Source organism: Magnetospirillum sp. XM-1 (assembly GCF_001511835.1).
GTDB lineage: Bacteria > Pseudomonadota > Alphaproteobacteria > Rhodospirillales > Magnetospirillaceae > Phaeospirillum.
Genome location: NZ_LN997848.1, coordinates 2506267 through 2522041, shown reverse-complemented (window position 1 = coordinate 2522041; position 15775 = coordinate 2506267). Strand labels below are relative to the sequence as shown.

Genomic DNA, 15775 nt, shown 5'->3' with positions numbered 1-15775 from the left:
TCCGCACCGGCCGCTCCGGCACCCTTCCCCTTGCCGGGGCGGCCATTCCCCTTAGAACCGTCAGTCCAGGAGTTTTCCATGCTCAAGAGGGTGGTCGATCACCTCGGGGCCGTATTTTTCGAAAACAGGGCCATCGTCTTGTGCTCATTGGCGGTTCTGACCATCGTCATGGGCTATTTCGGCGCTCAATTGAAGATGTCCGCCGGATTCGACAAGCAGCTTCCGTCCGGGCACGAATACATCGAAACCTTCGAGCGCTATCGCGGCGACCTGTTCGGCGCCAACCGCGTCATCGTCGTGCTGCGCCCCGAAAAGGGCGACATCTGGAACGCCGAGGCGCTGAAGCGGCTTCACGAGGTCACCCAGGCGACCATGTTCCTGCCCGGCGTCGACCGCCGCACGGTCCAGTCGCTGTGGACCCCCAACACCCGTTCGCTGGAAATCACCGAGGAAGGGTTGAAGGCCGAGGACGTGATCGGCGGCGACGTCACCCCCGACCGGCTGACGCCGGAACGCATCGTGCGCATCCGCGACAACACGGTGATCGGCGGCTACATGGGCAACCTGGTGGCCCGTGACGGCAGCGCCGCCATGGTGGTGGCCGACCTGCTGGAAACCGATCCCGCCACCCGCAAGCCGCTCGACTATCTGGAGCTCAACCACCGCATCGAGGCGGAAATCCGCGAGCGCTTCGAGGACGACCGCTACCAGATCCAGATCATCGGCTTCGTCAAGCAGATCGGCGACATCGCCGACAGCGCCACCAGCGTGCTGGAATTCTTCGCCCTGGCCTTCGTGCTGACCGTCGCCGCCGTCTACTGGTACACCCGCTCCAAGCGCATGACCTTCCTGCCGCTGGTCTGCTCGCTGGTGTCCCTGGTGTGGCAGTTCGGGACCCTGACCCTGCTGGGCTTCGGACTGGACCCGCTGGCCATCCTGGTCCCCTTCCTGGTGTTCGCCATCGGCGTTTCCCACGGCGTGCAGCAGGTCAACGCCATTTCCAAGGAGGTGGCGCTGGGGGTCGACGGCTACACGGCGGCCCGGACCAGCTTCACCAGCCTGCTGATTCCCGGCACCCTGGCCCTGGTCACCGCCTTCGTCGGCTTCGCCACCCTGATGCTCATTCCCATCCCGATGATCCGCGAGCTGGGCATCACCGCCTCCATCGGCGTGGCCTACAAGATCGTCACCAACCTGATCATGCTGCCGGTGGTGGCCAGTTATTTCTCGTTCCCGCCGGAATACACCGAGAAGGTCGAACGCCTGCGCCGCGACCGCGACCGCTGGATGTCGGTCCTGGCCCGGGTGGCCGAGCCCCACTACGCCTATCCCATCGCCCTGACCGGCCTGGTGCTGATGGTGGTGGCGGCATGGCAGAGCCAGGACCGCCAGCTGGGCCACGTCAACGCCGGCGTGCCCGAGCTGCGGGCGGACTCCCGCTACAATCTCGACGCCGCGTCCATCGCCGCCAATTTCGACATCGGCCTCGACGTGCTGACGGTGGTGTTCGAGACCCCGGCGGAATCCTGCGGCAGCTACGCGGTGATGAGCCTGATCGACCGCTTCGGCTGGGAAATGGCCAATCAGCCGGGCGTGATCTCGGTGCTGGCCCTGCCCAACGTGGTCAAGACCGCCAATTCCGGCCTGAACGAGGGGCACCCCAAGCGGGCCGCCCTGCCCTTCGAGCAGCAGGCGCTGACCAGCACCATGGGCTTCGCCCCCGACAATGCCGGGCTGTTCAACCAGAACTGCACGGTGCTGGCCTCCAACATCTATCTGTCCGACCACAAGGCGGAAACCATCAAGCAGGTGGTGGCGGCGGTGAAGTCGTTCCGCGCCGCCTATCCCATGGAGGGCGTCCATATCCGCCTGGCCAGCGGCAACGCCGGCATCCAGGCCGCCATCAACGAGGTTCTGGAAACCACCGAGCTGCCCATGATGGCCTGGGTCTACGCCACCATCGTCGCCCTGGTCTTCATCACCTATCGCGACTGGCGCGCCACCATCGCCTGCTGCGTGCCGCTGACGCTTTCCAGCTTCCTCGGCTACTGGTTCATGAAGGAGCTGTCCATCGGCCTGACCGTCGCCACCCTGCCGGTGATGGTGCTGGCGGTGGGCATCGGCGTCGATTACGCCTTCTACATCTACAACCGCCTGCAGTTCCACCTGGCCCACGGCGAGGAAATCGTCACCGCCTTCAAGCGATCGCTGATCGAGGTGGGGGTGGCGACCATCTTCACCGCCCTGACGCTCTCCATCGGCATCGCCACCTGGTCGTTCTCGGCGCTGAAATTCCAGGCCGACATGGGGCTGCTGCTGACCTTCATGTTCATGATCAACATGCTGATGGCCATAACCCTGCTGCCGGCCCTGGCAGTGATCATCGACAAGGCGGTGCCGCGCACCGGCCCGGTCCGCGCACCGCTGGTCGCCCATTGACGGAGATGAACATGAGAACCCGGACTCTTCTTGCGTTCGTCTTCGCGGGCCTGATCTCCCTCCCCGCTCCCCCCTCCCAAGCCGAGGGGATCAGGCCCCCTCCTCCACGCGCCGCCTTCCGCGGCCCCATGGCGCAGCACGCCCCCATGGTCGAGCTTGCCTATGCCGGCAAGCGGCTGGTCGCCGTCGGGGATTACGGCACCATCCTGCTGTCCGACGACGGGGGCCGCACATGGCGGCAGGCGCGCAGCGTCGCCACCGACACCATGCTCACCGCCGTCGCCTTCACCGGGCCGGAAACCGGCTGGGCGGCGGGCCATGGCGGGGTGATCCTCAAGACGGTCAACGGCGGGGAAACCTGGACGCTGGCCCATCAGGCCGCCCCGGACATGGTGCTGATGTCGCTGGCCTTCGAGACCCCGGAGCGGGGCATCGCCGTCGGGGCTTACGGCGCCGCGCTGGTCACCGAGGATGGAGGCGCCAGTTGGGCCCCGGCCACGCTGGGAACCGGCGAGGATTCCGACCGCCACCTCAATCATGTGGCCGTCTCGGCGGCGGGAAGCCTCCTGGTGGCGGCCGAGGTGGGAACCATCTTCCGCTCCGCCGATGGCGGCCGCTCCTGGTCCACCGTCACCCTGCCCATCAAGGGCTCGGTCTGGAGAATCCTCGGCCTCGGCGACCGCTCGCTGCTGGCCACCGCCATGGGGGGGCGGCTGTTCCGCTCCAGAGACGACGGACTGACCTGGACGGCGCTGCCATCCCCGACCACCCAAAGCCTGAGCGGCGCGGTCCAGCTGGCCGATGGCCGGCTGGTGGTGGTCGGACTGGCGGGAACGGTCCTGACCGGCCGGAGCGACGGCAGCGGCTTTTCCGCCTTCACCCAGCCGGACCGCATCAATCTTGCCTCCACCCTGGCGGTGGGGGAGTCCGATGTCGTCCTGGCGGGGCTTGGCGGCGTCACCAGGCTGGAGCTGAAGAACAAGAGCCCATAACCAAAAGTGGTTATCGCCTTGGCGATAGGTTCTTGGCCTAATGTTGACAAGATTTCATACCAACGAAGCGGCTTAATAAAGGATGACAATCATGAATCCAGATGAACTGGCCGGTAAAATTCGTCAGGACACCAAGGATTTTCTTGCGAGAAAGCATAAACTGCTGATCGGCGGTCAGTGGCAGGATGCCGCATCCGGTAAGACGTTCCCCGTCTACGACCCGGGAACCGGCCGCCAGATCGCCGCCGTCGCCGAGGCCGATTCCGCCGACGTGGACCGGGCGGTGAGCGCCGCCCGCGCCGCCTTCGAGAGCAAGGCCTGGCGCGACATGAAGGCCAGCGACCGCGAGCGCTTGCTCCATCGCCTGGCCGACCTGATCGAGGCCAACGCCGACCAGCTGGCCGAGCTGGAATCGCTCGACAACGGCAAGTCGGTGATGATGGCCCGCCACCTGGACGTGGTGGCGGCGGTGGATTTCTGCCGCTACATGGCCGGCTGGCCGACCAAGAACGAGGGGGCGACCATCCCGGTGTCGTTCCCCTATGTCCCCGAGGGCAAGTTCTTCGCCTATACCCAGCGCGAGCCGGTGGGCGTGGTCGGCCAGATCATCCCGTGGAACTTCCCGCTGCTGATGGCCGCGTGGAAGCTGGCTCCCGCCCTGGCCTCGGGCTGCACCTCCATCCTCAAGCCGGCCGAGCAGACACCGCTGACCGCGCTGCGCCTGGGCGAGCTGATCATGGAAGCGGGCTATCCCGCCGGCGTGGTCAACATCCTGCCCGGCTACGGCCACACCGCCGGCGCGGCCATCAGCGCCCATCCCGGCGTCGACAAGGTGGCGTTCACCGGCTCCACCGAGGTGGGCAAGCTGATCACCCAGGCGGCCATGGGCAACCTGAAGAAGGTCTCCCTGGAACTGGGCGGCAAGTCCCCGGCCATCGTGCTGGACGACGCCGACCTGGACATCGCCATCCCCGGCGCCGCCATGGCCATCTTCTTCAACCACGGTCAGGTCTGCGCCGCCGGTTCGCGCCTCTATGTCCACAAGTCGGTGTTCGACAAGGTTGTGGACGGCGTGGCCGGAGCCGCCAAGCAATTCTCGCTGGGCCACGGCATGTCGCCCGCCACCCAGATGGGCCCGCTGGTCTCGGAAGAGCAGGCCCGGCGGGTCTGCGGCTACATCGACAGCGGCCTGGCCGAGGGCGCCCAGGCCGTGGCCGGTGGCCGCCGCCTCGACCAGCCCGGCTATTTCGTCGAGCCGACCGTGCTGGTCAACACCAAGCCGAGCATGAAGGTGGTGCGCGAGGAGATCTTCGGCCCGGTGGTGGTCGCCATGCCCTACACCGAGCTGGACGAGGTCATCGCGGCGGCCAACGACAGCATCTACGGCCTGGGGGCCAGCATCTGGACCAGGGATCTGGCCAAGATGCATCGCATCACCCCGGCGCTGAAGGCCGGCACCGTCTGGGTCAACTGCCACGGCCTGGTGGACGCCGCCCTGCCGTTCGGCGGCTACAAGCAATCCGGCTGGGGACGGGAATTGGGCAAGACGGCCATCGACGCCTACACCGAAACCAAGTCCGTCTGCCTGGCCTATTAGGAAAAAGGGAGCGGGGGCGGTTCCGCCGCCCCCGCGGATGATTTGCCGGAGATCGAGAATGAAGCATAAGTCCTGGCGTTTCGTGCCGCTGGCGGTCCTCGCCCTGGCTTTCGCGGGATTGGCGGCGGCCCCCTCCGTCCAGGCCAAGGAGCCGTCGGCCGAGGCGGTGCTCAACACCAAGTGCTCGACCTGCCATCCCCGCACGGCCACGGGCGGGCTGTTCCGCATCGACGAGCAGCGCAAGTCGCCCGAGGGCTGGGCCATGACCGTGCGGCGCATGCGCCAGTGGCACGGGGTGATCCTCAGCGACGCCGAGGCGCAGAACGTGGTGAAGCATCTCGCCGACCGCCAGGGTCTCGCCCCCGAGGAGACCAAACCCTTCCGCTATGCCCTGGAACGGCGCACGCTGGTGGAAAGCCCCGACGATTCCGACGTGGCGGTACTGTGTGCCCGCTGCCATTCCTATGCCCGCGTCGGCCTGCAGCGCCGCACCGCCGCCGAATGGCGCCGCCTCGCCCACATGCATCTCGGCCAATGGCCGACCGCCGAATACCAGGCCCTGGCCCGCGACCGCAAATGGTGGGAGATCGTCTCCGGCCCGCTGCCGGAAAAGCTGGCGGCCAAATGGCCCCTGGATTCGGCCGCCTGGAAGACCTGGAAGGCCCACCCCTCGCCCAATCTGGCGGGAGACTGGGCCGTCGCCGGCCACCGGCCGGGCAAGGGCGATTACTGGGGCCGGATGGAGGTCAAGCGCAGCGCCGCGGATTCCTACCGCCTGAGCTACCGGCTGACCTGGGCCGACGGCGGCATCGAGACCGGCGAGGGTCGCTCGGTGGTCTATACCGGCTTCGAGTGGCGTGGCAGCACCAGGCTGGGCCGCGAACAGGTCAGCGAGGTCCTGCAGGCCTCGGCCGACGGCAACCGCCTGGAGGGACGCTGGTACCTGGACGATCAGGACGCCATCGGCGCCACCATGGTCGCGGTGCGCGGCAAGGGGGCCATCGCCAACCTGTCGCCCTCCGCCGTCAAGGCGGGCGAGACCACCCGTCTGGTGATCAGCGGCAACGCCCTGGACAAGGAGGTGTCCCTCGGCAATGGCCTCAAGGTGGAAAAGGTGGTCTCGGCCACGCCCGAGGCCCTCACCCTTCTGGTTTCGGCCTCGGCCGCGACCGCCACCGGCCCGCGCGAGATTTCCGTGGGCAAGGCCAAGGCGGCGCTGCTGGTCTATGACCGGATCGCCAGCCTCAAGGTCGAGCCGGAAACCATGGTGGCGCGCCTCGGCGGCAACGGCGGCCCGGTGCCGCCCGCCCCCGCCCAGTTCGACGCCGTGGCCTTCACCGCCGACAACCTCCGCATCGGCCCGGTCACAGCCAAGTGGTCGGTGGGTAATTTCGACGAGACCGCCGAACACGACCAGGATGCCAGATTCGGCGGCCAGCTGCGCCCCGACGGCTTGTTCATGCCCGCCGGCGCGGGGCCCAATCCGGCCCGGAAGAACCTGAACAACGTCGCCAACCTGCTGATCAAGGCCGAAGTGGCCGAGGGCGGCGCCACGGTCGCGGGAAGCGCCCACCTCGTGGTCGCCCCCCAGCGCTGGAATGACGCCGAGATCCGGTAAGGAAATGAACGTGGTGAAAGCAACCTGGCGCAAGGCCGATGCCGATCTGCGCGACCTCGCGGTCGACGGGCGCCGCATCCTGTTCCACGTCCCCACCACCAGCCTGTTCGAGCTGGACCCGGTGGCGGGCGCCGTGCTCGACCGGCTGGACGCGGAGGACGAAACCTCCGCCCTCGACGGCCGGTTCGGCGCCGAGGCGGTGGAGGAGGCACTGCAGGACCTCGCCGCCCTGGAAGTGATCCGGCGGCGGGAGGCGGCGCCCCGCCCCGCCGCCCGGCCGCCTTTGCCCGGCCATTCCCTCACCACCCTGGTGCTCACCCTGACCACCGGCTGCAACCTGGCCTGCACCTATTGCTACAAGGAAGACTTGAGCCGCCCGGCCGGGGCCGCCCGGCTGTCGCCGGCCCATGCCGAGCAGGCGGTGGAGCTGCTGATCTCCGAATCCGGCCCGCGCCGGCGGCTCAACCTCACCTTCTTCGGCGGCGAGCCGCTGACCGCCCTGCCGCTGATCCGCCATACGGTGGCCTATGCCGAGCGCCGCGGCATGGAGACCGGCAAGGAATTCGACTATTCCCTGACCACCAACGCCACCCTGCTGGACGACGCGACGGTGGATTTCCTGGCCGCCCACCGCTTCGCCATCACCGTCAGCATGGACGGCCCCCCGGCGGTTCACGACCGCAACCGCCGCACCATCGGCGGTGCCGGCACCTATGCGGTGGTGGCCGAGAATGCCCGCCGCCTGCTGCAGCGCTACCGCCTGCGGCCGGTAGGCGCGCGGGTCACCCTGGCCGCCGGCATGACCGACGTGGCCGGCATCCACCACCACCTGAAGAACGAGATCGGCTTCGCCGAGGTGGGCTTCGCGCCGGTCACCGCCGGCCTGCCCGCCGGATTCGGACTGGGCGACGACGGCACCCGGGTGGTGTTCGACAACCTCAAGGCCCTGGCCCTGAAATGGCGCGACGCGGCCATCGAGGGGCATGACATCGGGTTTTCCAATATCAGCCAGATGATGACCGCCCTGCACGAGGGCAGCACCAAGCTGATCCCCTGCGGCGCGGCGGTGGCCCTGCTGGCGGTGGACACCACCGGCGCCCTGGCGCTGTGCCATCGCTTCGCCGGCAGCGGCCAGGACGGCTTCGGCCATGTGGAGACCGGCCTCGACCATGGGGCGGTGGCGGCCTTCGTCGACCGCGCCCTGGACCGCAGCGAGGGCTTCTGCGGCGATTGCCACGCCCGCCACCTGTGCGCCGGCGGCTGTTATCACGAATCCTACGCCCGCCACGGCGACATGTTCCGCCCCACCGACCATTACTGCGAGATGATGCGGGAATGGGTGGACCTCGGCATCACCATCTATGCCGGGATCATGGCGGCCAATCCTACGTTCATGGCCCGCAGGGCGGGACCTCGAGGGAGCGACTCATGAAGCATCTGAAACCCGTCAACCGCAAGGCCGAGCAGGTGCGGCGCGCCGCCGAGGAGGGCAAGGCCCCGGAAGCCCGCGTCATGCAGGTGGTCAACGGCTGCACCTCGACCCTGGACCCCGGCTGGGAGGTCGATCCCTTCGGCGGCATCGCCGCCCTGTGCCAGCCGGTGGAGGCCGATCTCTACGGCTGTTCCGACCCGTGCTGGTGGCCGGTCCAGGTGCCCGACACCATCAACACCCACCCGGACTGGAGCACCGAGGTTCCCTCGGCCATGCGCGACTGGCGCAAGCTTCAGTCGGTGTTCAACAAGAAGTGATTCAGGGGAGCCCACCCATGACGTCCAAGGTCTTCGCCGCCGCGCTGCTGGCGCTTGGCACATTGTCGTTCGATCCGGCGGCCGCGGGAGCCAAGGAATACATCCTGACCTCGACCAAGCCGAACACCCTGGTGCTGGTAGACCCCGCCGCGCGCAAGGTGGAGCGCACCTACCAGATCCCCGGACCGGGCGCGCCCTTGGGCATCGTGCCCTCGCCCGACGGCAAGGTGGCCTATGTCGTCACCAACCACTGGGGCAGCCTGGTGGGCATCGACCTGGACAGCGGCAAGGAGGTGTTCCGCGCCGATTTGAGCGACGGCAACGTCCGGGCCCGCAACATGTTCGGGCTGGAGATCAGCCCCGACGGCAAGGAAGTGTTCGTCATGCGCTCGCCGGTCCGCCTCGGCCAGGGCGAGTACGAGGTGCAGGACGTGGGCATCGCCGTCTACCGCACCGATGCCGGGCTGAACGCCAGGCCCGACCGCATCCTGCCGGTGCCGCGCCGCACCACCGGGCTGTTCATGGCCCCCGACGGAAGCAAGCTGTATGCGGTCAACTGGGACATCCACACCCTGGACCCCAAGGACGGCAAGGTCCTCAAGGTGGACAAGGTGGCCAATTGGGAGCGTCCCAATTGGGGCGTTCCCGACGTCTTCGGGGTGTGGAACCACTACGAGCAGGCCAAGGTCTTCGCCAATCCCTACTTCGCCACCCGCACCGATCTCGACCCCAAGGACCCGGCGGCGGCCCGCACCGGCATGCTGACGCTCGACTTCGCCACCGGCAAGCTCACCATGGGCGAGTTCGAGGACACCAGCGCGGTGATCTTCTCGTCGGTGGTCAACCCGGTGCGCCGCAACGAGGTGTTCTCGGTCTACAACACGCTGTCGAAGACCGACACCGCCAGCAATCAGCTGGTCAAGCGGGTGACCCTGCCCCACACCTATTACTGCCTGAACATTTCCGGCGACGGCAAGGAGGTCTACGTGGCGGGAACCATCAGCGACATCGGAATCTACTCCACCGAGACCCTGGAGCGCATCGGCGAGATCAACCTGCCCGACGGCCATGACATGGGAGGGACCTGGATCAGAATGGTCCAGCGTTAGCCCGCCATGGCCCATGGTTTCCGCCCTCTGTTCCATCTTCTGCGGCCGCATCTGGGATCGGTCGCCCTGGTGCTGGGCGCGTCGGCGGCCGCCTCGGCCCTGGCCCTGGCCCAGCCCTGGCTGGCCAAGCGGCTGATCGACGACGGGCTGATCGCCCGGCAGATGCCGGTGGTCGCCGCGACCTGCGCCCTGATCCTGGGGGCGGCCCTGCTGGCGCTCGGGGTGGGGGCCTTCAACCGCTGGCACTACCTGACCCTGTCGGGAAAGGTGCTGTTCGCCCTGAGGGAGCGGGTGTTCGGCCATCTCCAGCGCCTACCGCCCACCTATTTCGCCCGCCGGAGCACCGGCGAGATCCTGTCGCGCATCGACGGCGACGTGGCCGAAGTCCAGCGCTTCGTCGTCGACACGGTGCTGGCGACGGTCAACGCCGTGCTGGTGCTGGCCGGGACCTTGGCGGTGATGGCGGCGCTGGCTCCCCAATTGCTGGCCCCGGCCTTCGTGCTGCTGCCGCTGCAGATCGTGGTGGCGCGGCGCCTGCGCCCCCGCATGGAGCGTTTGGTCCGCCGCCTGCGCGAACGCAACGGCGAGATGTCCGGCTTCCTGGTCCACGGCCTGCAATCCATGAAGCTGATCCAGGCCATGGGGGGCGAGGCCCGCGACGCCGCCCGCTTTAGCGCCCTCAACCGCCATTACCTCGACGACCTGCGCCGCGCCGAACTGTTCTCGGCGGTGGCCGGCGGCATCCCCGGCCTGCTGAACGGGCTGGCGGCGGCGGCGGTGTTCCTGGCCGGCGGCCTGCTGGTGATGGAAGGCACGGTGACGGTGGGCGCCCTGGTGGCCTTCACCTTGTATCTCGGGCGCGCCGTGGGGCCGGTGAACACCCTGCTGGGGCTGATCCTGGCCCAGCGCCGCGCCCGCGTCAGCCTCGACCGGGTCATGGAGATTCTCGACGAGCCGGTGGCGGTGGAAAATCCGCCCGTCCCCCTCGCCCTGCCAGCCACGGCCGCCGGGGCCATCCGCCTCGACGCCGTCACCTTCTCCTATGGGGGCGGCGGGCCGGTGTTCAGCGGGCTGGACGCCGTCATTCCCGCCGGCGCCAAGGTCGGGCTGGTCGGCGCCTCGGGCATCGGCAAGAGCACCCTGGTCGACCTGCTGCACCGCCATTACGACCCGGATCGCGGCCGCATCCTGCTGGACGGCGTGGACCTGCGCCATCTGGACCTGGCCGAATTGCGCCGCCGCATCGCGGTGGTGGCGCAGGACAGCCCGGTGGTGGCCGGAACCATCGCCGACAACATCCGCCTGGCCGCCCCCGACGCCGACGACCGGACGGTAGAGCGGGCGGCCGCGCTGGCCGAGATCGGCCATCTGGGCCTCGACACCCTGGTGGGGGAACGCGGCGCCACCTTGTCGGGCGGCGAGCGCCAGCGTCTGGCCATCGCCCGGGCATTGCTCCTCGATCCCCTGGTGCTGGTCCTCGACGAGGCGGTTTCGGCGGTGGACCTCGAGTCCGGCCGCCGCATCGCCCGCACCATCGACACCCTGTTCCACCACCGCACCAGGATCGTCATCTCGCATCATCCCGACGCGCTGGCCGGAGCCGGACTGATCCTGGAGCTCACCCCCGCCGGGCTGCGGCCGCACGCCGCCGAGGCGGTGGCATGATCGGCCTGCTCGACACCGGCCTGTCCGGGCCTCTGGCGGGCAGCACCCGGCTGTCCCACCGTTTCTGGCTGGATGGGGACGGTCGTGTCGCCGACGGCCCCGCCCGCCCCGACCTGATGGGCCACGGCACCGCCCTGGCCGGGCTGATCCAGGCGGGCTGCCCCTCGGCCCCCATCGTCAACGCCCAGGTGTTCGGCGCCGACGGCGCGGCGCCCCCCGTCGCCATCGCCGCCGGCCTGGACTGGCTGGTGGCCAAGGGCGTCCGCATCGTCAACATGAGTTTCGGCCTCGCCGAGGACCGCCGCATCCTGGCCGAGGCCTGCTCCGCCGCCGTGCGGGCCGGAATTCTGCTGGTGGCCGCCGTCCCGGCCATGGGCGCCATGGTCTTTCCCGCCGCCTATCCAGGAACGGTGCGGGTGACCGGCGACGGGCGCTGCCGGCCCGGCGAGGTCTCGCGGATCGACGACGACCGCGTCCATTTCGGCGCCAGCCCCCATCTCGCCCTCAAGCCGGAAACGCCCTGGCGGCGGAGCGCCGTGGCCGGCGCCAGCGTGGCCACCGCCCGCGTCACCGCCCGGCTGGCCGGCCTGCTGCTCCGCTTTCCCGGCGACGACAACGCGCGATTGCTGGCCCGGCTGGAGGAAGCCGCCCTGCCGCTCGGCCCCCAGCGGGAGCATCTCCATGTCGGCTGAGGCCGTCCTGCCCCCGCTGGCGATCGCGGCCCTGGCCATGGCGGTGGCGCGCCATTCCCGCCCGGCCGGATACGGCGCGGTGGTCCTGCTGCTCCTGGCCGTCCTGGGGCTGGCGGCCCGTTTTCTGGCCGACGATGGCGGCAACGCCCTGGTGTTCCGCCATGCCGGCGGCGACCAGCCGTGGCCGCTGCGGCTGGCCGGCCTGTGGGCCAGCGACCAGGGAACCCTGCTGCTGATGGCCCTGATGCTGGCCGGGATGGGGGCGCGGTGGAGCGGCGGTGACGGCTGGGCCGCTCGCGGCGCCCAGGCGCTGGCCCTGGCCTTCACCATCGGCACGGTGCTGTGGAATCCCTTCGACGCCACCTCCCCCGAGGCGCTGGCCGGGCCGCCGCCCCGCCACAACTCCCACCTCGCCACCCCGTGGATGGTGATCCATCCCCCGCTGCTGCTGGCCGCCCTGGCCCTGGTCATCGCCCCGGCCGGCGCCGCCTGCCAGGCCCTGGCCCGGCCCGGCCAGACTCAATGGAGCGAACTGGCCGGCGGCTGCGTCAGGGCGGCCTGGATCATCCTGGGCGCCGGCCTCGCCGCCGGGATGTGGTGGGCCTACCAGGATTTCACCTTCGGGCAGTTCTGGCACTGGGACCCGGCCCAGACCGCCATCTTCGCGGTGTGGATGGCGCTGACCGCCCAGATCCATACCCACGAGGCCCACCGCCGCAGCAATGGGCGGCGCTTCGCCGTCCTGCACCCCCTGCTGGGGCTGGTCGCCGCCGTCCTGGCCCTGGCCGCCATGGCGGTCATCCGCCTACCCATGCTGGCCTCCTCGCACCGCTATGTGGGCGACACCTCGGCGCCGCTGCTGGCCGGTCTGGCCGTCCTCCTGGCAATGGCGACGGCGCTGGCCGTCTGGCGGCGCCCCGCCGGCCGGGCGACGGCGCCCCGCGACGCCCTTGATGTGGCGGTGGCGCTGATGATGGTCGCAGCGGCCGTGGCGGTGCTGCATCTGGGTCATTCCCTGGCCGCCGCACTGCTGCACCTGCCCCGCCCGGACGGCCTGAAGCCGTTCCTCGACATGCTGCTGCGCTGGGCTACCCCCACGGAGGCCGAAGCCCTGCGGCAGGCCTTCGCCCAATGGGAGCCCGATCCGGTGGCCGTCAACCTCTGGCTGCTGCCCCCGGCCACCGCCCTGGGGCTGGCCGGGGGCCATGCCCTGCTGCCCCGCTTCCGCCGTCCGGCGACAGTGGCGGCGGTCCTGGCGGTGGTCCTGGCCATCGTCGTCGATCCGGTGACCGCCCGCTTCGACGGCTCCGGCATCACCGCCGCCGGCACCGTCGCCCATCTGGACTTGATCGGCGGCCTGTGGGCGGCGATGGCCTATCTCGGGCTGGCGGCGCTGGCGCGGCTGGGGACGGCGCTGCGCCAACGGCAGGCGAGGCCCGCCCTGGCGGCCGGGCTGCACCTGGGCATCGCCGTGGCGCTGGCCGCGCTGCTGGCCGCCACGGTCTTCGACGGAATCGCCCAGCGGATCATCCGCTGGCCGGACCAGGCGGGCGCCCTGGTCGCCCTGCCCGACGGCCAGAGCGTCGGGATCTTTCCCCCCGCCGCCGGAGCGCCCGCGACCGCCCGCGCCGTCTGGCGGCTGGAACGCGACGGCGTCGAGACGGAACGGGCCGAGGGGCTGGTCCATGTCCGCGACGACACGCCGTTTCCCGCCGGGCAGCGGGGATCGCAGCGGATGGTCTGCGAGATCCTCGACTACCGCTATGCCCGGCAGATCTCGGGACGCGGCCACATGATCGATCCCTTCATCCATCGCGGCCTGTGGCGGGACGTCCAGGTCTGGCTCCCGGCCCTGGACTCCGGCGCGTCCCATGACCTGCCGGTGGTGGTGAAGACCTTTCCCCTGGTATCGTGGCTGTGGGGCGGCCTTGCGCTCACCCTGCTGTCGGCCCTGGCCATGGGATTCCATGCGAGGAGGCAAAGATGAGCGGCATCGCCCTGGCCTTGACCCAGGCGAAGGAGTTGGAGCGGCTGCCGGCCAATGGGCCGCTCCGGGTGGCCGATTGCGCCGGGGCGCTGGGTTGGTCGGCGCCGCCGCTCCCCCATGGCGTCGAGGACGAGGCGGTGACCCGCCTCCATCTGGGCTCGGAATTCTGCGAGACCCTGCTGCCGACCGAGACCCAACTCGCCCAGGCGGCGGGATGGGCCGCGGCGGCGGGGCTGGGTTTCGCCCTGCTGACCCCCTCCCTGTCCGATGGCGGACTGGCGGCGCTGGCCGCCCTGCTGCCCCATCTGCCCGCCGGGACCGAGGTGGTGGCCAACGACTGGGGGACGCTGCGCCTGCTCCGCGACCATCGCCCCGACCTGACGCCCGTCGCCGGGCGCCTGCTGTGCAAGATGGTCAAGGATCCCAGGCTGCCCTCGGCCGAATGGGCCCGCCTGTACCCCCACGGCGTCCATTCCGGCCCGTTCGGCGCCATCCTGGAGCGCATGGGCGTCCAGCGCATCGAGATGGACGTCCCGCCCTTCGCCGAGGCCGAGGACTTCCGCTCGAGCACCGCAAGGGTGGCGGTCCACGCCCCTTACGGTTTCTCGGTCAAGGGCCGCGCCTGCCGCATCGGCTCGCTGGCCCAGCCGCCCGAGGGCAAGTTCACCGCGGAACAGAAGTGCCGGCGGGAATGCCTGGTCTATGTGGGCGGGCTGTCGCGAGGCGATGCGGGAACGGGCGACCTGCCCACCTTCCAGCGGGGCAACACGGTGTTCTACCGCCATTCGCCCGCCATGATCGCGGCGCTATCCCTGGCCCTGGCCGAGGGCTGGATCGACCGGCTGGTCCTCAACGGAGACTGGAATGAAAATCGTCGCCCCCATTAGCCGCGTCGACGAGGTGGCCGCAATGGCGGCGGCCGGCGCCGGCGAGATCTATTGCGGCATCGTGCCAACCGACTGGACCGAGCGCTTCCGCAGCGCCGGGGTCAATCGCCGGGCGTTCGGCAACCTCACCCGCTACGAGGAGCTTGCCGAGGCCGTCGCCATCGCCGCCGGGCACGGCTCCACCGTCTCGCTGGTGATGAACGCCCAGCATTATGCCGACGCGCAGGTCGAGGCGCTGCTGGAACTGGCGGAACGCTTCGCCGGAATGGGCGGCCACGCCCTGATCGTCGGCGATATCGGCCTGCTGGCCCGGCTAGGGCGCCAGGACCTGGGCATCCGCCTGCACGCCAGCTCGCTGCTGGCCTGCCGCAACGCCGGAACGGCGGCCCTGCTGGGAGAATTGGGAGCCTGCCGCGTGGTGCTGCCGCGCGACCTCGGATTGGGCGAGATCACCGCCATGGCCGCGGCCTTGCCCCAGCTGGAATTCGAGGCCTTCGTCCTCAACGACGGCTGCGTCTTCGAGGAGGGCAACTGCCACACCATCCACCTGCCCGGCCGGCTGGGCGGCCCCATCTGCCTCGACCGCTACGCCACCGAATACACCCGGGTGGACGGACGGACGCTGAGCGCTTCCGAGGCCGAGGCGCTGGCCGCCAACGACGCCCGCCACGAGGAATGGCTGTGGTACCGCTTCGGCTGCGGCTTTTCGGTCACCGCCAACGGCCTGCCGTTCGGCCCCTGCGGCCTGTGCGCCGTTCCCGCCCTGGCCGAGGCGGGACTGGCGGCGGTCAAGATCGCCGGCCGCGAGGGGCCGCTCGACCGCAAGCTGAAGAGCGTCGAGATGGTCCGCGCCACCCTCGACCGGCTGGGCGCAAGGCAAGGCGGCGCCCAGGTGGCGGCCTTCGCCCAGGGGCTGCGGGCGCGACAGGATCTCTGCGCCACCGGCTACATGTGCTATTACCGGGAGGTCATCGAACGCTACCGCCCCGATCCCCTCCTCGCGCAGGCGGGATGAGCCGGGAAGGGGCGGCCGGAAGGTT

At 69.9% G+C, this 15775-nt stretch carries 12 protein-coding genes; all 12 read left to right on the top strand.

The features are described 5' to 3' along the window. Nucleotides 1-78: 78 nt before the first annotated feature. The 12 genes from XM1_RS11765 (at nucleotide 79) to XM1_RS11710 (ending at nucleotide 15750) form a co-directional block, all read left to right on the top strand. Nucleotides 79-2439, top strand: a complete 2361-nt coding sequence (locus XM1_RS11765) for an RND family transporter (protein ID WP_068433620.1) — start codon at nucleotides 79-81, stop codon at nucleotides 2437-2439. Between the two features lie 128 nt (nucleotides 2440-2567). Beyond that, nucleotides 2568-3431 carry a YCF48-related protein gene (locus XM1_RS11760; RefSeq protein WP_172821914.1) on the top strand — a complete coding sequence of 288 codons (864 nt, stop codon included), beginning with the start codon at nucleotides 2568-2570 and terminating at the stop codon, nucleotides 3429-3431. 91 nt (nucleotides 3432-3522) lie between these two features. Then, nucleotides 3523-5028 carry an aldehyde dehydrogenase family protein gene (locus XM1_RS11755; RefSeq protein ID WP_068433616.1) on the top strand — a complete coding sequence of 502 codons (1506 nt, stop codon included), beginning with the start codon at nucleotides 3523-3525 and terminating at the stop codon, nucleotides 5026-5028. 58 nt (nucleotides 5029-5086) lie between these two features. Next, complete coding sequence (gene peaA / locus XM1_RS11750; RefSeq protein ID WP_068433613.1) at nucleotides 5087-6646, top strand: quinohemoprotein amine dehydrogenase subunit alpha; 1560 nt, start codon at nucleotides 5087-5089, stop codon at nucleotides 6644-6646. Nucleotides 6647-6650: 4 nt separating this feature from the next. Beyond that, nucleotides 6651-8078: a quinohemoprotein amine dehydrogenase maturation protein gene (gene peaB / locus XM1_RS11745; RefSeq protein ID WP_068433611.1), complete on the top strand. Its 1428-nt coding sequence runs from the start codon at nucleotides 6651-6653 to the stop codon at nucleotides 8076-8078. Next, complete coding sequence (qhpC, locus tag XM1_RS11740) at nucleotides 8075-8395, top strand: quinohemoprotein amine dehydrogenase subunit gamma (protein ID WP_068433609.1); 321 nt, start codon at nucleotides 8075-8077, stop codon at nucleotides 8393-8395. The genes peaB and qhpC overlap by 4 nt, the downstream gene beginning before the upstream one ends. A 17-nt stretch (nucleotides 8396-8412) precedes the next feature. Then, nucleotides 8413-9504: a quinohemoprotein amine dehydrogenase subunit beta gene (peaD, locus tag XM1_RS11735; protein WP_068433607.1), complete on the top strand. Its 1092-nt coding sequence runs from the start codon at nucleotides 8413-8415 to the stop codon at nucleotides 9502-9504. A gap of 6 nt (nucleotides 9505-9510) precedes the next feature. Next, on the top strand, nucleotides 9511-11169 hold the full coding sequence (locus XM1_RS11730) for an ABC transporter ATP-binding protein (protein ID WP_068433604.1): 1659 nt from the start codon (nucleotides 9511-9513) through the stop codon (nucleotides 11167-11169). Then, a complete protein-coding gene (locus XM1_RS11725) occupies nucleotides 11166-11861 on the top strand; it encodes a S8 family serine peptidase (protein ID WP_068433602.1) in 696 nt (231 codons plus the stop codon). The genes XM1_RS11730 and XM1_RS11725 overlap by 4 nt, the downstream gene beginning before the upstream one ends. Further along, nucleotides 11851-13848: a cytochrome c biogenesis protein CcsA gene (ccsA, locus tag XM1_RS11720; protein ID WP_068433600.1), complete on the top strand. Its 1998-nt coding sequence runs from the start codon at nucleotides 11851-11853 to the stop codon at nucleotides 13846-13848. Before XM1_RS11725 ends, ccsA begins: the two co-directional genes overlap by 11 nt. Beyond that, nucleotides 13845-14735 carry a hypothetical protein gene (locus XM1_RS11715; RefSeq protein ID WP_068433599.1) on the top strand — a complete coding sequence of 297 codons (891 nt, stop codon included), beginning with the start codon at nucleotides 13845-13847 and terminating at the stop codon, nucleotides 14733-14735. Before ccsA ends, XM1_RS11715 begins: the two co-directional genes overlap by 4 nt. After that, nucleotides 14713-15750: a U32 family peptidase gene (locus XM1_RS11710; protein WP_068433598.1), complete on the top strand. Its 1038-nt coding sequence runs from the start codon at nucleotides 14713-14715 to the stop codon at nucleotides 15748-15750. The genes XM1_RS11715 and XM1_RS11710 overlap by 23 nt, the downstream gene beginning before the upstream one ends. Nucleotides 15751-15775: the final 25 nt, after the last annotated feature.